This is a genomic window from Streptomyces sp. NBC_00988, assembly GCF_045162645.1.
In the GTDB taxonomy this organism is placed as follows: Bacteria; Actinomycetota; Actinomycetes; order Streptomycetales; family Streptomycetaceae; genus Streptomyces.
Genome location: NZ_CP108730.1, coordinates 5,770,150 through 5,788,711 on the forward strand (window position 1 = coordinate 5,770,150; position 18,562 = coordinate 5,788,711).

Consider the following 18,562-nt stretch of genomic DNA (forward strand, 5'->3'; position numbering starts at 1 on the left):
CGATAACCTTCGCCCCATGACCATGCAATCCGCTGTGCGACGCCGCCGCGCCGTCGCCGCCGCCGGCGCCGTTTCCGCCGGACTGCTCGTCCTGTCGGCGTGCGACAAGCCGACGCCGATCTCGACGATCACCGTCGGGAGGAACTCGGTCCACACCGAGGCCACCTGCTACAACGACGGCGACGCGGTGAAGACCGCGGACCTGCCGAAGTGCCTGAAGGCCTCCACGTCGATCTCGGTGGACCCGGACGACACCGTGCGCTTCGGTGTCGACCCGAAGATCGCCGACAACGGCTGGACGATCCTGATGAACGGTCAGCCGCTGACCGACTCCAGCAAGAAGACGTACCGCACGATCCCCGGCAGCGTGTTCTTCAACACCCAGTACGGCGCGACCGGCAACTCGACCGTCGTCTCCATCAAGGAGGGCGACAAGACGGTCAAGGGCCTGTGGTCCTTCAAGTTCAAGAAGGACTCCTGACCACGTCCACGACCTCCGCGTCTTCTCTACGTGTCCTCGTCGCCACCGCCGTCCCCGCCGAACGGGACGCGGTGGCACGGGCGTTCACGAACGACAGCTGGGTTGATGTCATCGCCGCCGGGGTGGGTCCCGCCGCTGCCGCCGCCGTTACGGCCACCGCCCTCGCCGGCACCCCGTACGCCCTCGTCGTCTCCGCCGGGATCGCCGGCGGCTTCCAGCCCGAGGCGCCCGTCGGCTCCCTCGTGATCGCCGACGAGATCACCGCCGCCGACCTGGGCGCGGAAACCCCGGACGGCTTCGTCCCGGTCACCGAGCTCGGCTTCGGCACCGTCACCCACCGTCCGCCGAGTGCACTCGTACGAGATCTCGCGGCCGCGTCCGGCGCCCGCACCGGGGCCGTACTCACCGTCTCCACGGTGACCGGAACGGCCGCCCGCGCCGCGGAACTCCGCGCCCGCCACCCCCGGGCCCTCGCGGAGGCGATGGAGGGCTTCGGGGTCGCCGAGGCCGCCGCCGCCCACGGCATCCCCGTCCTGGAACTGCGCGCGGTCTCCAACCCCGTCGGCCCGCGCGACCGCGCCGCCTGGCGCATCGGCGACGCGCTCGCGGCCCTGACGGAGGGATTCGGGAAGTGCGCGCCCGTACTGGAGAGTTGGAACAGGCATGACCGCATCCACTGAATCCACTGCATCCACCGAGCCTCTGCAGATCGCCTACTCCCCCTGCCCGAACGACACGTTCGTCTTCGACGCGTGGGCGCACGGCCGGGTGCCGGGCGCGCCCGCGCTCGACGTGACCTTCGCGGACATCGACATCACCAACGGCATGGCCGAACGCGGTGAGTCGGATGTGCTGAAGGTGTCGTACGCCGTGCTGCCGTACGTGCTCGACGAGTACGCGCTGCTGCCGTGCGGGGGTGCGCTGGGGAGGGGCTGCGGGCCGCTCGTGCTCACCCGTGGGCCCGGGGACCTGACGGGGCGTACGGTCGCCGTGCCGAGTGAGCGGTCTACGGCGTATCTGCTCTTCCGGCTCTGGGCCGCTGACACGATTCCGGGCGGGGTCGGCGAGATCGTCGTCATGCCGTTCCACGAGATCATGCCGGCCGTGCGGGACGGGAAGGTCGACGCTGGGCTCGTCATCCACGAGGCGCGCTTCACGTACCAGAACTACGGCCTGCACAAGCTCGCGGACATGGGCGAGCACTGGGAGGCCACGACGGGGCTGCCGATCCCGCTGGGCGCGATCATCGCGAAGCGGTCGCTCGGCGCCGAGCGGCTGAACCTGCTCGCCGACTCCGTCCGCACCTCGGTCCGGGCCGCCTGGGACGACCCCGAGGCCTCCCGGCCGTACGTCATGGAACACGCGCAGGAGATGGACCCGGCCGTCGCCGACCAGCACATCGGGCTGTACGTCAACGAGTTCACGGCGGAGCTGGGGGACGACGGGTACGCGGCGATCCGGGGGCTGCTGACGCGGGCGGCGGCCGAGGGGCTGGTGCCGCCCCTCGGCCCGGACTCGCTCGAATTCCCCTAGATCTCCCGGACTTCTACACGTCCAACTGGTCGGCGACCGCTCGCAACAGGCCCGCGATCTTCGCGCCCGCGGGCTTGTCGGGATAGCGGCCGCGTTCCAGCATCGGCGTGATGTTTTCGAGGAGGGTCGTCAAGTCCTGGACGATGGAGGCCAGTTCGTCCGGCTTCTTGCGCTGGGCCGCCGCGACCGACGGGGTCGGGTCGAGCAGGGTCACCGAGAGGGCCTGGTCGCCGCGCTGACCGGCGACGACCCCGAACTCCACGCGCTGTCCGGGCTTCAGGGCATCAACTCCGGCGGGCAGAACCGAGGAATGGACGAAGACGTCACCGCCGTCGTCACGGGAGAGAAAGCCGAAGCCCTTCTCGCTGTTGAACCACTTGACCTTGCCGGTAGGCACGTCTGTCCTCGTCCTCGTACTCGTCGGAAAACTGCACTGGATAACACACCGGCGGGTCGTCGGGACCCGCCGGTACCAAGGCTAATGGTCTTCAGGCCGGTGACAAGACGTCGCCCGCTTGTTCCTTCGCGCTGGGAACTACCCTGGTCCGGTGCGTGACAAAACCCAAACGAATTCCGCCGCGGCCGGTGACCGACTGATCCGTGCCGGTGCCATCGTCTTTTTCATCGGCGCGGTGGCCACACTCGTCACCGTGGTACCGCTGTTGCTCCACACGACGCCTTTTCCGACGTACATGTACCTCTTGAGCATGCTCATGGGCGTCGGATTCCTGCTGGCCGCCGGAGGTGTGCTCCAGTCGGTCGCCGCGGGCCGCCGTCAGGCGCGCGCCGAAAGGTAGTCCGAAAGCCATCGCGGGAACTCGGTGAGGTCGCCGAGGACCACGTCCGCCCCGGCGGCGCGCAGTTCGTCCGCGTCGCACGGTCCGGTCGCCACCGCGACCGACAGGGCCTCGGCGGTACGGGCGCCGCGCACGTCGCCGACATGGTCGCCGACGTAGACGCTCGCGCCCTCCTCGCGCAGTGCCTCCGCCTTCTGCTCGGCCCACAGGTTGCCGATCACGGCGTCGGCGTCGATGCCGAGGTGGGCGAGGTGCAGCTTCGCGTTGGGCTCGTACTTCGCGGTGACGACGATGGCCCGTCCACCGGCCGCCCGCACGGCCGCGATCGCCTCGGGGGCGCCGGGCATCGCGGGGGTCGCGGCGACGGCGAACGACGGGTACATCTCGCGGTACAGGTCCGCCACGGCGGGCACCTCGTCCGCCGGGAACCAGTTGATCAACTCGTCCCCGAGCGGCGGCCCGAGCCGGGTGATGGCCAGATCGGCGTCGATGTACGTCCCCGTCCGCTCCGCCAGCGCCAGCATGGCGGCGTGGATCCCGGGCCGGGAGTCGATGAGGGTCATGTCGAGATCGAAGCCGACGGTCAGGGCGGGCGGGGTGGGCGGGGTGGTGGGCTGGTCACTGCTCTGAGCGTGCGAGGTCATATGGGCCATTGTGCCCAGTCGCTACGACAATCCCACCGGGCGCTCTGATCCCCTACTGCCCTACCTCTGCCGCTGCGACCGCCACACCAGGTACAGCGCCGACGCCACCGCCGCCCCCCGCACCACCCACGGCCAGGTCTCCGCGATCGCGTCGCTCATGTGACCCTGGGCGATGGGGGTGCCCCAACGGCCCTCGTTCCTGCCCCACAGCCAGACGATGCCGGCCGCGACGGCCGCCGTCGGCAGGCCGATCACCGCCGCCTTCGTCTCGGCGTCGGACAGCCGCCGGGACGCGTACGCGATGAGCCAACCGAGCAGCAGGGCGAACCAGTTGCCCAGTACGGCGCCTACGACAAGCAGCGCGGCGGCGATCAGCAGGAGGGGGTTGGACCAGCGCCCGGTCGGAAGGCGCGGGATCATGCGGCGCCGGCGGGCCGGGGTTTCCGCCGCCTGCTCGATCACCGGTGCGGCCACCGGATCCGGTGCCTTCGGCGTCTCCTTCGCGAGCTCCTTCGGGGGCTCCTTCGGCGGCGGGGGCTTGAGGAGTTCGGGGATCTCGACCCCGCCGGTGAACCCGGGCACGCTGTCGCCGAGCGCGAACCCGTTGCCGTTCTCCGGCCGCCACCAGTCGGGCTGCAGGACGCTCGCGCCGAGGTCGGACGCGCTCGCGAGGTGCGGTGCGGAGGCGGAGTTGTCGGGCTCGGGCTCAGGTGCGGGTGCGGCTTTGGTGAGGCGGGTGCGCGGCAGCGGTACGACCCGGCGCAGGCCCTTCGGCCGTAGATCGTCCTCGTGGTCGCGCTGTACGGGGACGGAGGTGGCGGGTGCCCGGGGGACGCCGGCGCCGGTGCCTGCCGCGGAGACGATCTCGTCCGGGGTGCCGAGGCCCTTGAGGATGCGCTGGACGGCGGCCGGTGTGTCGACGGTGGACCCGGCACGCCGCCGGTCGATCTCGTTGCGCAGCTCGGACACGAGCCGCATGCGCGTGACCGAGGGCAGCTGCCGTTGCTGCGCCACGTCACCGACGCGGCTCAGATACTCGTAGACGACCTGGTCGCTCTCGATACCCACGAAGTCCCCTCCGGGGCGGGTGCGTTGGATACCCCGCCGGAACGACCGTAGCGCAGGTCGGGACTCGTGTCGGCCCGCGCATCGGGGGTGCACGGTGGGGCCGGGGGAGGGCGGGCGCTGTACGGGGGCGGGGTGTCCGCGGGCCGGGCGGGATGCGATCGCGGTACGCGCACGGGCCCCGACCGGGGAGGGGGTGGCCGCCGTGGGCGAGCGGGACGGTCTCGGCGGGCGGGGAGGAGACGATCGCCGCCCCCGCGCAGGTGCCCTCGGACGCGGGTGTGGGGCGTTGTCGGGCGGGGGCTGTCGGGTGGGCGGCGGCGGTCCGGTCGCCGTACCCGCTACCGTGGGTCGGATGAGCACCCCGGCCACGCCGCCCCGTTCGCTCGCGGAGGCACTCCGAACCAGGGACGACGCGTCCCTGGCCGCGCTGCTGCGCAGCCGCCCCGACCTCATCACACCCGTGCCCACCGACCTCACCCAGCTCGCGACCCGGGCCGGTACGCGCGGGTCGGTCGTCCGGGCGCTGGAGCGGCTGGACCGTTTCGCGCTGCAGACGGCGGAGGCGCTGGCCGTGGCGGCGGACCCGGCGTCGTACGACGAGTTGCTCGGGCTGATGGCGGGCGACGCGCGCGACGCCGCCGTCGTGCACGCGCTGCCGCGCGCCCTCGGGACCCTGCGCGAGCAGGCGCTGGTGTGGGGTGCGGACGACCGGCTGCGGCTGGTGCGGACGGCGCGTAAGCTGCTGGCGCCGTCGCCGCAGCATCCGTCGCCGACCGGCCTCGGGCCTACGGTCGCGGAGGCCACGGCGGGGATGTCGCCGGGGCGTATTCAGGAGATCGTGACGGCCGCCGGGCTGCCCTCCACGCATGACTCCGTGTCTGCGGTGGCGGCACTGACCAAGCTGTTCACTGGTCGGCGGCGGATGAAGGCGCTGCTCGGGCGCGCTCCCGCGGAGTCCCTGGAGGTGCTGAACAGGTTGGTCTGGGGGCCGCCCTACGGGCAGGTGACCGCCGAGCCCGCAGCCCGGTTGCGCTGGCTCATCGACCGGGGGCTGTTGCTGCCTACCGCGCCCGGAACTGTCGTACTGCCGCGTGAAGTTGCCCTGCATCTGCGGGCCGGGCGCGCGCACCGCGAGACGGAGCCGGTGGCGCCGGCGGTCGAGGCCAAGGCGACGCACCGTCCACAGGTTGTGGACACGACGGCGGCCGGGCAGGCGTACACCGCGCTCGCGACGGTCGAGGAGCTGCTGAAGGACTGGGACGAGGGCGGGCCGACCGTCATGCGGGCGGGCGGGCTCAGCGTCCGTGATCTGAAGCGGACGGCGGTTGCGCTGGACGTGGCGGAGCCGGTCGCCGCGTTCTGGGTCGAACTCGCTTATGCGGCGGGCCTGTTGGCCTCCGACGGTGACGCCGACGAACGGTACGCGGCGACCCCGGCCCACGACGAGTGGCTGGAGCTGCCCGCCGCGCAGCGCTGGGCCCGGCTCGCGGAGGCGTGGCTCACGGCGACCCGGACGTCGGGACTGGTCGGGGGGCGGGACGCGAAGGAACGGACGTTGTCCGCGCTGGGGCCTGGGCTGGATCGGTCGGCGGCTCCGGAGGTACGGCACCGGGTACTGGGCCTGCTCGCCGGGTTGCCCGAGGGCGCCTCGCCGTCCGCCGAGTCCGTGCTGGCCCGGTTGCGGTGGGAGCGGCCGGTTCGGGGGGCGGGGGGTGCGCAACGGAGTACGGGGAGTGCAGGGAGCGCAGGGAGTACAGAGGGTGCGGGTGCCCAGGCGGGTGCGCAGGGGGGTGCTCAGGGGGATGACGATCTGCGCAGTCGCCTTGCTCGGTGGACGTTGAGCGAGGCGGAGATGTTGGGGGTGACGGGGCGGGGGGCCTTGTCGGCACAGGGGCGCGCGTTGTTGGGGCCTCGGGGTGCGGTGGCAGGTGGCAGTGGCAGAGGCGCGGAGGGCGAGGGCGGCGGGGTTGCAGCGGGCAGAGGCGGCAGGGGTGCAGCGGGCGGGGGCAGCAGGCTTGTGGCGGCAGGCTCCTCCGGTGCCTCCAGCCCCTCTGATCTCTCAACCCCCTCCGATCCCTACGCCCCCTCCAGCCCTTCCGGCCCTTCCGCCCTCTCCGGCCCTTCCGCACCCTCCAGCTCTTCCGGCTCTTCCGGCCCTGGTGACAAGCTCCCCGTCCATCACCACCACCGCCCGCCCGCTCCCCCGGAACCCCTCTCCCCCGCCGAGCAGGCCGCCGCAAGTGCCGCCGCCGCTCGGCTCCTCGCCCCGCTCCTCCCCGAGCCGTTGGACCACGTCCTCCTCCAGGCGGACCTGACGGCGGTGGCGCCGGGCCCGTTGGAACGGCCGTTGGCGGACATGCTGGACGTGCTCGCGGACGTGGAGTCGAAGGGCGGGGCGACGGTCTACCGCTTCACGCCGGGGTCGGTGCGCCGCGCGCTGGACGCGGGGCGGTCCGCCTCCGACCTGCACGACTTCCTCACCGCGCACTCCCGTACGCCGGTCCCGCAGCCCCTCGCCTACCTGATCGACGACGTGGCCCGCAGGCACGGGCACCTCCGGATCGGCGCGGCCTCGGCGTACGTACGCTGCGACGACGACGCGGTGCTCAGCGAGATCCTGGCCGACAAACGGTCGGCGGGCCTGCGTCTGCGCCGCCTCGCGCCGACCGTGCTGGCGGCCCAGGCCGACCCGGCCGCTCTCCTCGACGGGCTGCGCGCGATGGGCTTCGCGCCGGCCGCCGAGTCCGCGGAGGGCGATGTCGTCATCACCCGGGCCCACGCCCGCCGCACCCCGCCCCGCACAGCCCCGGAACCGGTACCGGACGGCCCGCCGACCCCGGACACGACCCTCCTGTCGGCGGCGATCCGCGCGATCAGGGCGGGCGACCGCGCCTCCACGACGCCCCTGAAGACGACCCCTTCGCCCACCGGTGACCTCCCCCGCACCAGTTCCGCCGAGACCCTCGCCACCGTGCAGGCCGCCGTCCTCACCGGCGACACCCTCTGGATCGGCTACGTCAACGCCGAGGGCGCCGCGAGCCAGCGCGTCATCGCCCCCATCCGCGTGGAGGGCGGCTTCGTCACGGCGTACGACCACACGGCGGACGAGGTACGGACGTATCCGCTGCACCGGGTGACGGGGGTGGCGGAGCTGGCCGAGGACTGAGGTCCCGGGTCAGGCAGCGGGTCGGGCGTCCCGGTTCAGGTAGCGGTCCAGCGCCTCGACCGCGTCCGCCACGAACGTCGGGCGCCGCGCCATCTCCCGCAGCTCGTCCTCCGTGACCCACGCGTGCCAGGCGATCTCGTCCGGGTCGGGGGTGATGTCCTCATCGACCACTGCTTCATGAATGCCTAGCCAGTACGGGCTGATCGCGCCCCGGCACAGGAACTTGAAGGCGAACAGGACCGGCACCCGCACCCCGAGTTCCTCGGTGAGTTCGCGGGCCGCCGCCTCCTCGTAGGACTCCCCGGCCTCCGCCGCGCCGCCGACCATGAAGTTGTACTGCCCCGGGAACCGGGACATGTCCGCCGCCCGCCGGTGCACCAGGACGCGGCCCTCCCCGTCCCGGCAGACGATCGTCGCGACGCGGTGCAGCCAGTGGTGCTTGATGGCCTCGCCCCGGTCCACCGGACCGAGTATCCGGTCCTGTTCGTCCACCCTGTCCACCAGTTCGCCCACGGCCCCCACCCTCAGCTCTCCGCCGGCCCCACCCTCACAGAGACCAGCCGTGATCATCGGACGGTAGTGCACACTGGACGTTTGGCCGTCCCGAGTCCTCCAGGCCCGGCGAGCCCCGCAGAAAGGCAGTCGCGCGTGAATGGCCCCCTCATCGTCCAGTCCGACAAGACCCTTCTCCTTGAGGTCGATCACGAGCGCGCAGACGAGTGCCGGCGCGCCATCGCGCCGTTCGCCGAGCTGGAGCGGGCACCCGAGCACATCCACACGTACCGGGTGACGCCGCTGGGGCTGTGGAACGCGCGGGCCGCCGGGCACGACGCCGAGCAGGTCGTGGACGCGCTCGTGGAGTACAGCCGGTATCCCGTGCCGCACGCGCTGCTCGTGGACATCGCCGAGACCATGGACCGCTACGGCCGGCTGACGCTGAGCAAGCACCCCGCTCACGGGCTCGTGCTCACCACCACCGACCGGCCCGTGCTGGAGGAGATCCTGCGGTCGAAGCGGGTCGCCCCGCTCGTCGGCAACCGGCTCGACCCCGACACGGTCGCCGTGCACCCCTCCGAGCGCGGGCAGATCAAGCAGGTGCTGCTGAAGCTGGGCTGGCCGGCCGAGGACCTCGCCGGGTACGTCGACGGCGAGGCGCACCCGATCGAGCTGGACGAGGACGGGTGGGCGCTGCGGCCGTATCAGAAGCAGGCCGTGGAGAACTTCTGGCACGGTGGCAGTGGTGTCGTCGTGCTGCCCTGTGGGGCGGGGAAGACTCTCGTCGGCGCGGGGGCCATGGCGCAGGCCAAGTCGACCACGCTGATCCTCGTCACCAACACCGTCTCCGCCCGGCAGTGGAAGCACGAGCTGATCAAGCGGACCTCGCTGACCGAGGAGGAGATCGGCGAGTACAGCGGGACGCGGAAGGAGATCCGGCCCGTCACCATCGCCACCTACCAGGTGCTGACCACGCGGCGGAAGGGGATCTACCCCCACCTGGAGCTCTTCGACTCCCGGGACTGGGGGCTCATCCTCTACGACGAGGTGCATCTGCTGCCCGCGCCCGTCTTCAAGTTCACGGCGGATCTGCAGGCGCGGCGGCGGCTCGGGCTCACCGCGACCCTCGTGCGGGAGGACGGCCGGGAGTCGGACGTGTTCTCCCTCATCGGGCCGAAGCGGTTCGACGCGCCGTGGAAGGAGATCGAGGCGCAGGGCTACATCGCGCCCGCCGACTGTGTCGAGGTGCGGGTCAATCTCACGGAGTCCGAGCGGCTCGCGTACGCCACCGCCGAGGCCGAGGAGAAGTACCGCTTCTGTGCGACCACCGCGACGAAGCGGAAGGTCACGGAGGCGATCGTGCGGCGCTTCGCGGGTCAGCAGATCCTCGTCATCGGGCAGTACATCGACCAACTCGACGAGCTGGGCGAGCACTTGAACGCGCCCGTGATCAAGGGCGAGACCTCCAACGCGCAGCGCGAGAAGCTCTTCGGGGCCTTCCGCGAGGGTGAGATCAGCGTCCTCGTCGTGTCCAAGGTCGCGAACTTCTCCATCGACCTGCCGGAGGCGACCGTCGCCATCCAGGTGTCCGGAACGTTCGGCTCCCGCCAGGAGGAAGCTCAGCGTCTGGGCCGCGTACTGCGGCCGAAGGCCGACGGGCACCAGGCCCACTTCTACTCCGTCGTCGCGCGCGACACGATCGACCAGGACTTCGCCGCCCACCGCCAGCGCTTCCTCGCCGAACAGGGGTACGCCTACCGGATCATGGACGCGGACGAGATCCTCGCGGAGAACTGAGCATCACGGTGAAGCGCGGGTGAAGCGGATGAAGCGGGCGGAGCCGATGGTCACTTACGGCGAACGCCCGCTTCCTCGCCGTACTCGCCGAGGACGACCACGCTGAACGCGGCGCCCGCGAACACTTTTATCGCGCGCAGGGCATTGCCGAGGCGATGGGGGTGGCTGCCGCCGGCGACCGGTGTGGCACCGGACGGGCGGACGGGGACCGGGGTGATGGTTGCTGCGCTCATGTCTCCATGGTGCGTCTTGGGACATAAGGTCGGCATCGGTCCAGAGAGCCAACCTGCGGGCCGCCCGTGTACGCCTCCGGGCGGACCCGTTCCCCTCCTGGGTGGAGGGGGTGTCCCCTAGGGGATGAAAAACGATTGGCCCTCGCCAGGCCCGCCTCACTAGAATCTCCGCTCTTGCCCGCCTCCCCGCAGGGAGTGCCGCCGCCCGGACGGAAACCGGTCGGTATCCCACCCAGCAGCCGCATCAGCAGGCCATCCGGAGGCACCCCCTTGTCCACGCCCACCGACGATCCGCTCGCCCGCGAACGCTCGCACCTGGCCTCCTCCCGTTCCGCGCTGCGCGCCATGCGCGAGGACGTCGAGTCGCTCGACATCAAGGACGTCACGGCGAACTGGGTCAACGCCGAGGTCCTCGCCCGCCAGATCGACGACCGCATCAAGGCGCTGGCCGACCTGAGCGACACCCCGTTGTTCTTCGGCCGGCTGAACTACCTGCACTCCCCCGGCGCCGAGCAGGCCGAGGGCGCGGAGGGCGAGCAGTTCTACATCGGGCGCCGGCATGTGCACGACGCCGGCGGCGACCCGATGGTCATCGACTGGCGTGCGCCGGTCTCGCAGCCGTTCTACCGGGCGTCCAAGAAGGACCCGTTGGACATCTCGCTGCGCCGCCGCTTCGGTTACACGGGCGGCGACCTCACGGCGTACGAGGACGAGCACCTCATGGACCCGGCCGAGGCGGCGGCCACCAGCAAGCTGCTCCAGCAGGAGATCGAGCGCCCGCGCGTGGGCCCGATGCGCGACATCGTCGCGACCATCCAGCCCGAGCAGGACGAGATCGTACGGTCCGGACTCGGCGGGACGGTGTGCGTGCAGGGCGGGCCCGGGACCGGGAAGACCGCCGTCGGGCTGCACCGGGTCGCCTATCTCCTCTACGCCCACCGCGAGCGGCTCGCCCGGACCGGCACCCTCGTCATCGGGCCGAACAAGTCCTTCCTGCACTACATCGAGCAAGTCCTGCCCGCGCTCGGCGAGTTGACGGTCCGCCAGGGCACGGTCGACGACCTGGTCGCGCACGTCGAGGTACGCGGCACGGACGAGGCACCGGCCGCCGTCATCAAGGGCGACGCCCGCATGGCCGAGGTCCTGCGGAGGGCGATCTACGCGCACGTCACCCTGCCCACCGAGCCGGTGATGGTGGTGCGCGGCTCACGCCGCTGGCGGGTCCCGGCGTACGAACTCGAAGCCATCACGCGGGAGTTGCTCGACCGCGACATCCGCTACGGCGCCGCCCGCGAGGCCCTTCCGCAGCGCATCGCGCATGCCGTGCTGGTGCAGATGGAGCGGTCCGGGGAGGCGCCGGACGACCGGGTGCAGGACGCCGTGGCCCGCAACACGGCGGTGAAGGCGGCCGTCAAGGCGGTGTGGCCGCCGGTCGAGCCCGCGAAACTCGTGCTGCGGCTGCTCAGCGACGCGGACTTCCTCGCCGAGCACGCGGACGGGATCCTCGACGAGGACGAGCAGAAGACGATCCTCTGGGCGAAGGCGGTGCGGAGCGTGAAGGCCGCCAAGTGGTCAGCCTCGGATGCCGTGTTGATCGACGAGGCGACCGACCTCGTGCAGCGGACGCACTCGCTCGGGCATGTCGTGCTCGACGAGGCGCAGGACCTCTCCCCGATGCAGTACCGGGCCGTGGGCCGCCGCTGCACCACCGGTTCCGCGACCGTCCTCGGCGATCTGGCGCAGGGCACCACGCCCTGGGCGACGCGGAGTTGGGACGAGGCGCTGGCCCACCTCGGAAAATCCGACGGCGTGATCGAGGAGTTGACGGCCGGTTTCCGTGTGCCGACGGACGTCATCACGTACGCCTCCCGGCTCCTCCCCCACATCGCCCCGGGGCTCACACCCGTCGCCTCCGTCCGTGAGAACCCGGGCTTCTTCGACCTCCGCTCCATCGCCGACACCGCCGAAGTGGTCGCGGCCTGCGAGGAGTTGCTGCGCAACGAGGGGTCGACGGGACTGATCGCGGCCGACGCCCGCATCCCCGAGTTGGCGGAGGCCCTGACGACGGCGGGCATCGGCTACATCGACCCGGGTGAGGAGACGACCGTGGACACCCGTCTGACTCTCGTCCCGGCGTCACTCGCGAAGGGGCTGGAGTACGACTACGTGGTGCTCGACGAGCCGCAGGCCGTGGTCGACGGTGAACCGGACGAACGCACCGGCCTGCGGCGGCTGTACGTGGCTCTGACCCGAGCGGTGTCGGGTCTGATCGTCACGCACGCGGCTCCGCTGCCGTCCCAACTCGCCTGAGTCGAGAGGGTGGTTCAGGCTCGGTCGAGCACCGCCCGCCACTCGCCCACCGCCGTCGCCGACACCGGCCGCTCCCAGCCCTCCGGACGGGCGGCCCCGCCGATGTGGAAGGCGTCGACCCCGGCGGCGAGCAGGGTCGGTACGTGGTCGAGGCGCAGGCCGCCGCCGACCAGGATGCGCTGTTCGTAGCCGGGTTCCCCGCGCAGTGCCGCCTCGCGGAGCAGTGTGGGGAGGCCGTCGTCGACGCCGTCCGCCGAGCCGGCGGTGAGGTAGGCGTCCAGGCCCGGCAGGTCGGCGAGTTGTTTGCGCAGGGCGTCGCGGTCGGCGGCGCGGTCGATCGCGCGGTGGAACGTCCAGGCGCAGCCGTCCAGTTCGGCGACGACCCGCTCCACCGCGTCCAGGTCGACGCAGCCGTCCGGGTCGAGGAACCCGAGCACGAACTGGTCGGCACCGGCGGTCCGCAGCTCCCCCGCGACCCGGACGAGCCGGTCCACGTCGCCCGCGGCGAACCCGTCCGCGAGGCGCAGCATCACGCGCAGGTCGATGTCGACGGCGGCGCGGATCGCGGCGAAGGTCTCCACCGGCGGGGTGAGTCCGTCGGCCGCCATGTCGGTGACCAGTTCGAGACGGTCCGCGCCTCCGGCCTGGGCGGCGATCGCGTCCTCGGCGCCGAGGGCGATCACCTCCAGGACTGCACGCGTGCTCATAGGACCCCTTCCGTCGTGTTCCCTGGAGCGGCTACAGGTCTAGTCCAATCTCAGGGTACGCGGGAGGTCAGGGGGCCGCGAGATCACCCCCTCGGCGAGTCCCCGGCACACCGTCACACCGACCGTCATCCGAAGATGTTCAGCTCCTCCGCCTTCGCGCCCGCCAGCTCGTACGCCACCCCGTCCGGCACCGGACGGCCCGAGTACAGGCGCACGAGCGTGGGCGCGTCGCCGATGTAGCGCGCCGGGGTCAGCTCGCCCGACAGGTCGCCCAGCCGCAGCGGATCGTCCAGGTCGTCGAGGTCGGCGTGCAGAGGCCGGTGGTTTTTCTGACGGGTCACGAGGCCGAGAAGGGTTAGAGCGGACCCCAGCCCCTGGCCCCCATAGGCGCCGGGCACGCCGAGAACGTCCCGTACGTCCCCGGCGTGCACCCACTCGCCGAGCGCGACCATGTCCAGCACGCCGCCCGCGCGGGCGATCGCCGCGCCGGCCTCGGTCATGCCCCGCTCCAGTTCGTCGACGACCCGCGCGTTCGTCCAGTCGGCCCGCTCCGCGATGTCCCGGTCGTTGGCCTCCGGCGAGAACACGCCCTTCTCGAACCGGCGCTCCACCACCCGCGTCAGCGCGGCCGAACAGTGCGCGAGCACATCCCGCACGGTCCACCCCGGACACGCGAGGGTCGCCAGTGCGAAGTCCTCGTCGGGGCGGGAGCGGAGCAGCGGGATCAGGGCGTCGCGCTCGGTGGCCAGGAGGCGGCCCGGCAGTTCGGGGTCACGTACGTCGTGTGCTGTGTCGGCGTAAGTCATGCGTTCCACGCTAGGGGCGCGGCCGCGGGAGGAAAATAAGGGGCATGGCCGATCTCGACGCCCTCCGCGCCCGCTGGACCCGCGCCCTCGAAGGCGCCCGCACGCCCGCCCACGCACCCGACGGCGGTCCCGACAGCGGTCCCGACGCCTGTCCGGACCCTTCGCCGTACGCCGAGAATCTCCTCGCCCGCTGGCAGGAGCCGCAGCGGCACTACCACACGCTCACGCACCTCACCTCGGTCCTCGACCACATCGACGTGCTGGAGAAGCACGCCGCCGACCCGGACGTCGTACGGCTCGCGGCCTGGTTCCACGACGCGGTCTACCTCCCGGACCGTTCCGAGAACGAGGAACGGTCCGCGCGGCTCGCCGAGCGGGCGCTGGCGGAGGCGGGCGTGCCGGAGGACCGGGTCGTGGAAGTCGCCCGGTTGGTACGGCTCACCGTCACGCACGACCCCGCCGACGACGACCGCGACGGCCAGGTCCTGTGCGACGCCGACCTCGCGATCCTGGCCGCGCCGCCGTCGGCGTACGCCGCCTACACCGCGGCCGTCCGCGAGGAGTACCACTTCGTCCCCAACGACGCCTTCCGGGACGGCCGTTCGGCGATCCTGCGCCAACTCCTGGCCCTGCCACGGCTGTTCAGGACGCCGTACGGGGCCGCGGAATGGGAGGCCACGGCGCGCTACAACCTGGCGGCGGAGCTGGAGCTGCTGGCACCTTGATCACGGCGGGCGCCGGGCGCCGCCCGTATGCTCCCCGCATGGGGAACACGGGCGGAAATATGGCCGGACATACAGCCGCACACCAGGTGGAAGAGGCCGTAGCGAGCTGCCTCGCACTGCTGGGGACGGCGACGGACCGGGACTGGGACGGGGCGAAGGCGGGCCGGCTGGAGTGGAGTTGCCGGTCCACCGCCGAGCACATCGCCGGTGATCTCATCTCGTACGCGGGGCAGTTGGCGGGGCGTGCGCAGCACGCGTACGTCCCCTTCGACATCACCTTCGACGACGGCACCGACAACTCCGGTGTCCTGGAGGTGATCCGGACGACCGGCGCCCTGCTCGCCGCCGCGATCCGCACCACACCCCGCGAGGTGCGCGCCTTCCACCCGTTGCCGTTCCGCAGCGCGAACCGTGAGGGCTTCGCCGCGATGGGCATCGCCGAGGTGCTGCTGCACACGCACGACATCGCCGAGGGCCTGGGCCTGACCTACCAACCCGCCCCGGAACTCAGCGAGTTCGTCCTCGGCCGGATCTTCCCGCACGTCCGCCCCGCCGCCGACCTCTGGCGCACCCTGCTGTGGGCGACCGGCCGCGCCGAACTCCCCGGCCGTGCCCCCGTCACCGGCTGGAAGTGGAACAACAACCTCGTCCACACCACCGACCGCCTCACCCTCCAGGGCATCACCCCCGCGACCGCCGGTGACCTGGTCGCGGGCGGCGACGGCGGGTTCGAGTGGATCGAGGGCGGCCCGTACGAGGGCACCCGCGAGGCCGCGACCTTCCTGCTGAAGGCCTACGTATCGGGCGTCCACCGCCCGGAGTTCGGCGTGTTCGTCCTCGTCCGGCACGAGGACGGCCGCGCGGTCGGCGGCCTGGGTTTCCACGGTGTCCCCGACGAGGAGGGCCGCGCGGAGATCGGCTACGACCTGGCGGAGGGCGCCCGCGGCCGGGGCTACGCGACGGAGGCGCTCCGTGCGCTCTCGGAGTGGGCGCTGGCCCGGGACGACGTACGCACGGTCTTCGCGACGATCGAGCGGGACAACCTCGCTTCGCAGGCCGTGGTCACCCGGGCGGGGTTCAAGAAGGTGAGCGAGGAGGACGAGGAGTTCGCCTACGAACTCGGGCGCAAGGGGTAACTCCCTTACCGCTCCCGTCCCTTGGGCCTCCGCAGCCCCGCCGCCGTCAGCAGCCGCACCACCTCCCGGCTCCTGACCTCCACCGCCCCGGCGGCCACCGCGTCCGCGTAACGATGCGACGGGATGTCGTAGTGATCGCGCTCGAAGGCCCGGCGCGGTACGCCCAACTCCTCGGCGAACAGGTGGAGTTCGTCGTACGAGACGTCACTGACGAGGTGGGACCAGAGGCGGCCGTGGCCCGGCCAGGTCGGTGGGTCGATGTACACGGTCACTGGGAGCCCAGGTTTCCCACGGCCGCGACCTTCACGCCCGCCTGGTGGCAGACCCAGTGCGGGTCGGGTCCCAGCTCCGGTTCGACCTCCAGGGCGTGCGGGTCGCCGGACGCGCAGACCGGGCAGAGCGGCCAGCGTCCGTACGCCTCCAGCAGCGCGTCCTGCACGTCCTGCGCGACCAGCCCGGCGACGTACTCGACACCCTCCGGCCACTGCTCCACCCACCATCGCCGCTCCACGATGGACTCCTCCACCATGGACACCACGTCCGCCGCGACGACCTCGCGCGCGGCCAGATCGGCCAGCACGAGGGCACGGGCGGCGTGCAGTGCCTGCTCCAGGGGGCTTATGGGGACGGGCTCGTCACGGGGGTCGTCGATGGGGTCGCTGTCGGATGCCATGCACCTATTGTGCGCACCCTTGACCCGACCACCGCCCCGAAAATATCTTTCAGAGGTGACCCAGGACGTGAAGGAAATTTTCGGAAGCGCCTCCGGGAGTACGCCACCCGCCGCACTGGCCGCCAAGGTGCGCACCCTCGCCCCCTCCATGACCCGCTCCATGCAGCGCGTCGCCGAGACCGTCGCCGCCGACCCGGCCGGCTGCGCGGCCCTCACGGTCACCGGCCTCGCCGAACTCACCGGCACCAGCGAGGCCACGGTCGTCCGCACCGCCCGCATCCTCGGCTACCCCGGCTACCGCGACCTGCGCCTCGCCCTCGCCGGGCTCGCCGCGCAGCAGCAGTCCGGGCGGGCGCCCGCCCTCACCACCGACATCGCCGTCGACGACCCGATCGCCGACGTCGTCGCGAAACTCGCCTACGACGAGCAGCAGACCCTCGCCGACACGGCCGCCGCACTCGACACCGTCCAGCTCGGCGCCGCCGTCACCGCGCTCGCCTCCGCCCGCCGTACCGACGTCTACGGCGTCGGTGCGTCCGGGCTCGTCGCCCAGGACCTCACCCAGAAGCTGCTCCGCATAGGCCTCATAGCCCACGCCCACAGCGACCCGCACCTCGCCGTGACCAACGCCGTGCAGCTGAAGGCCGGTGACGTGGCCATCGCGATCACCCACTCCGGGTCCACCGGGGATGTGATCGAGCCGTTGCGGGTGGCCTTCGAGCACGGGGCTACGACCGTTGCGATCACCGGGCGGCCGGACGGGGCGGTCACGCAGTACGCCGATCACATACTCACGACGTCCACCGCTCGGGAGAGTGAGCTTCGGCCGGCGGCCATGTCGTCCCGGACGAGTCAGCTGCTGGTGGTGGACTGTCTGTTCATCGGGGTGGCGCAGCGGACGTACGAGCAGGCGGCACCGGCGCTGTCGGCGTCGTACGAGGCGCTGGCACATCGGCACAGGCGTTAAAGGCGCGTTGTCTTCTGCGGGTGCATCGTGGCCGGTCGGCAGACAAGAACGAACGGAAAGAGCCGCTTCTCCATGACCTCAACGTCCAACCCCCGTGATCTCCGCGCCGAGTTGGAGTCACTCACCACCGAAGCCTTCCGGCCGGAGCTCGCCGGGATCGACCAACTCCCCACCCTCGACATCGCCCGCCTGATGAACGCCGAGGACGCGACCGTGGCCGCCGCAGTCGCCCACCGCCTCCCGGAAATCTCCGCCGCGATCGACGCCGTAGCCGACCGCATGGGCAGAGGCGGCCGACTGATCTACATGGGCGCGGGAACCGCCGGACGGCTGGGCGTACTCGACGCGTCCGAGTGTCCGCCGACCTTCAACACCGACCCGAGCCAGGTCGTCGGACTGATCGCCGGTGGCCCAGCGGCCCTCGTCACGTCCATCGAAGGCGCCGAGGACTCAAGGGAGTTGGCCCAGGCGGACCTCGTCGCGCTCGCGCTCACCGCCGACGACACGGTGGTCGGGATCTCCGCCTCGGGACGCACCCCGTACGCGATCGCCGCCGTAGAACACGCGCGCAACGAGGGCGCGCTGACCATCGGCCTGTCCTGCAACGAGCACAGCGCGCTCGCAGCGGCAGCCGAACACGGCATCGAGGTCGTCGTGGGCCCCGAACTCCTCACTGGATCAACGAGGTTGAAGGCGGGCACGGCCCAGAAGCTGGTCCTCAACATGCTGTCGACGATCACGATGATCCGGCTGGGCAAGACCTACGGGAACCTGATGGTCGACGTACGGGCATCGAACGAGAAGCTGCGCGCCCGCTCGCGCCGCATCGTCGCGCTCGCGACCGGCGCGGACGACGAGGAGATCGAGCGGGCCCTCGCCGCCACCGACGGCGAGGTGAAGAACGCGATCCTCGTGGTCCTCGCCGGGGTCGACGGCCCGACGGCAGCCCGCCTTCTGGAGGAGTCCGGCGGCCGACTGCGCGCGGCGCTGACCGCGGCGGCCGACTGACCAGCACGCTCGGAGG

The 18,562-nt window shown here is 71.8% G+C and carries 20 protein-coding genes; 11 read left to right on the forward strand and 9 right to left on the reverse strand.

What is annotated here, in order from left to right:
* Positions 1–16 precede the first annotated feature (16 nt).
* Genes OG496_RS26215 through OG496_RS26225 form a run of 3 tightly spaced genes read left to right on the forward strand, consistent with a single transcriptional unit; the run spans position 17 to position 2,014 of the window.
* Positions 17–481 carry a DUF2771 domain-containing protein gene (locus OG496_RS26215; RefSeq protein WP_266771202.1) on the forward strand — a complete coding sequence of 155 codons (465 nt, stop codon included), beginning with the start codon at positions 17–19 and terminating at the stop codon, positions 479–481.
* Entirely contained in the window at positions 451–1,161 is a 711-nt protein-coding gene (locus tag OG496_RS26220) for a futalosine hydrolase (protein WP_405972621.1), read from the forward strand. The genes OG496_RS26215 and OG496_RS26220 overlap by 31 nt, the downstream gene beginning before the upstream one ends.
* Positions 1,145–2,014, forward strand: a complete 870-nt coding sequence (locus tag OG496_RS26225; RefSeq protein WP_366496788.1) for a 1,4-dihydroxy-6-naphthoate synthase — start codon at positions 1,145–1,147, stop codon at positions 2,012–2,014. The genes OG496_RS26220 and OG496_RS26225 overlap by 17 nt, the downstream gene beginning before the upstream one ends.
* A 13-nt stretch (positions 2,015–2,027) precedes the next feature.
* On the opposite strand, the gene OG496_RS26230 is transcribed toward OG496_RS26225, so the two are convergent.
* Complete coding sequence (locus OG496_RS26230; protein WP_019057239.1) at positions 2,028–2,411, reverse strand: cold-shock protein; 384 nt, start codon at positions 2,409–2,411, stop codon at positions 2,028–2,030.
* Between the two features lie 151 nt (positions 2,412–2,562).
* On the opposite strand from OG496_RS26230, the gene OG496_RS26235 reads away from it, so the two are divergent.
* Positions 2,563–2,811 carry a hypothetical protein gene (locus OG496_RS26235; protein WP_327403192.1) on the forward strand — a complete coding sequence of 83 codons (249 nt, stop codon included), beginning with the start codon at positions 2,563–2,565 and terminating at the stop codon, positions 2,809–2,811.
* Here the strand turns inward: OG496_RS26235 and OG496_RS26240 are convergent.
* Entirely contained in the window at positions 2,790–3,455 is a 666-nt protein-coding gene (locus OG496_RS26240) for a haloacid dehalogenase-like hydrolase (protein ID WP_366496787.1), read from the reverse strand. The two genes, OG496_RS26235 and OG496_RS26240, sit on opposite strands and share 22 nt — an antisense overlap.
* Before the next feature lie 60 nt (positions 3,456–3,515).
* On the reverse strand, positions 3,516–4,523 hold the full coding sequence (locus tag OG496_RS26245) for a hypothetical protein (protein ID WP_405972622.1): 1,008 nt from the start codon (positions 4,521–4,523) through the stop codon (positions 3,516–3,518).
* 352 nt (positions 4,524–4,875) lie between these two features.
* On the opposite strand from OG496_RS26245, the gene OG496_RS26250 reads away from it, so the two are divergent.
* Entirely contained in the window at positions 4,876–7,689 is a 2,814-nt protein-coding gene (locus tag OG496_RS26250; RefSeq protein ID WP_405972623.1) for a helicase-associated domain-containing protein, read from the forward strand.
* A gap of 9 nt (positions 7,690–7,698) precedes the next feature.
* Here OG496_RS26250 and OG496_RS26255 read toward each other — a convergent pair whose 3' ends face one another.
* Entirely contained in the window at positions 7,699–8,202 is a 504-nt protein-coding gene (locus tag OG496_RS26255; RefSeq protein ID WP_405972624.1) for an NUDIX hydrolase, read from the reverse strand.
* Positions 8,203–8,337: 135 nt separating this feature from the next.
* Between OG496_RS26255 and OG496_RS26260 the strand changes: the two genes are divergently transcribed.
* Entirely contained in the window at positions 8,338–9,981 is a 1,644-nt protein-coding gene (locus OG496_RS26260) for a DNA repair helicase XPB (RefSeq protein ID WP_366496783.1), read from the forward strand.
* Positions 9,982–10,031: 50 nt separating this feature from the next.
* Here OG496_RS26260 and OG496_RS26265 read toward each other — a convergent pair whose 3' ends face one another.
* Positions 10,032–10,214, reverse strand: a complete 183-nt coding sequence (locus OG496_RS26265; protein WP_318017052.1) for a hypothetical protein — start codon at positions 10,212–10,214, stop codon at positions 10,032–10,034.
* A 270-nt stretch (positions 10,215–10,484) separates the two neighbouring features.
* On the opposite strand from OG496_RS26265, the gene OG496_RS26270 reads away from it, so the two are divergent.
* Positions 10,485–12,524, forward strand: a complete 2,040-nt coding sequence (locus tag OG496_RS26270; protein ID WP_405972625.1) for a HelD family protein — start codon at positions 10,485–10,487, stop codon at positions 12,522–12,524.
* Positions 12,525–12,538: 14 nt separating this feature from the next.
* Here the strand turns inward: OG496_RS26270 and OG496_RS26275 are convergent, their stop codons facing one another.
* On the reverse strand, positions 12,539–13,231 hold the full coding sequence (locus tag OG496_RS26275; protein ID WP_405972626.1) for a copper homeostasis protein CutC: 693 nt from the start codon (positions 13,229–13,231) through the stop codon (positions 12,539–12,541).
* A 125-nt stretch (positions 13,232–13,356) separates the two neighbouring features.
* Positions 13,357–14,037 carry a maleylpyruvate isomerase family mycothiol-dependent enzyme gene (locus OG496_RS26280; protein ID WP_405972627.1) on the reverse strand — a complete coding sequence of 227 codons (681 nt, stop codon included), beginning with the start codon at positions 14,035–14,037 and terminating at the stop codon, positions 13,357–13,359.
* A gap of 44 nt (positions 14,038–14,081) precedes the next feature.
* On the opposite strand from OG496_RS26280, the gene OG496_RS26285 reads away from it, so the two are divergent.
* Complete coding sequence (locus OG496_RS26285) at positions 14,082–14,762, forward strand: hypothetical protein (RefSeq protein ID WP_405972628.1); 681 nt, start codon at positions 14,082–14,084, stop codon at positions 14,760–14,762.
* Between the two features lie 86 nt (positions 14,763–14,848).
* Positions 14,849–15,898, forward strand: coding sequence for a GNAT family N-acetyltransferase (locus OG496_RS26290; RefSeq protein WP_366496842.1), 1,050 nt, complete (start codon positions 14,849–14,851; stop codon positions 15,896–15,898).
* Between the two features lie 5 nt (positions 15,899–15,903).
* Here the strand turns inward: OG496_RS26290 and OG496_RS26295 are convergent, their stop codons facing one another.
* Positions 15,904–16,170, reverse strand: a complete 267-nt coding sequence (locus OG496_RS26295; protein ID WP_318017061.1) for a DUF4031 domain-containing protein — start codon at positions 16,168–16,170, stop codon at positions 15,904–15,906.
* Entirely contained in the window at positions 16,167–16,571 is a 405-nt protein-coding gene (locus tag OG496_RS26300) for a hypothetical protein (protein WP_366496778.1), read from the reverse strand. Before OG496_RS26300 ends, OG496_RS26295 begins: the two co-directional genes overlap by 4 nt.
* 55 nt (positions 16,572–16,626) lie before the next feature.
* Between OG496_RS26300 and OG496_RS26305 the strand changes: the two genes are divergently transcribed.
* Together OG496_RS26305 and murQ are read left to right on the forward strand one after the other, a co-directional pair.
* The gene (locus OG496_RS26305; RefSeq protein WP_366496777.1) at positions 16,627–17,538 is read left to right on the forward strand and encodes a MurR/RpiR family transcriptional regulator; all 912 of its coding nucleotides are present in this window, start codon (positions 16,627–16,629) and stop codon (positions 17,536–17,538) included.
* Positions 17,539–17,610: 72 nt separating this feature from the next.
* A complete protein-coding gene (gene murQ, locus OG496_RS26310; RefSeq protein WP_366496775.1) occupies positions 17,611–18,546 on the forward strand; it encodes an N-acetylmuramic acid 6-phosphate etherase in 936 nt (311 codons plus the stop codon).
* Positions 18,547–18,562: the final 16 nt, after the last annotated feature.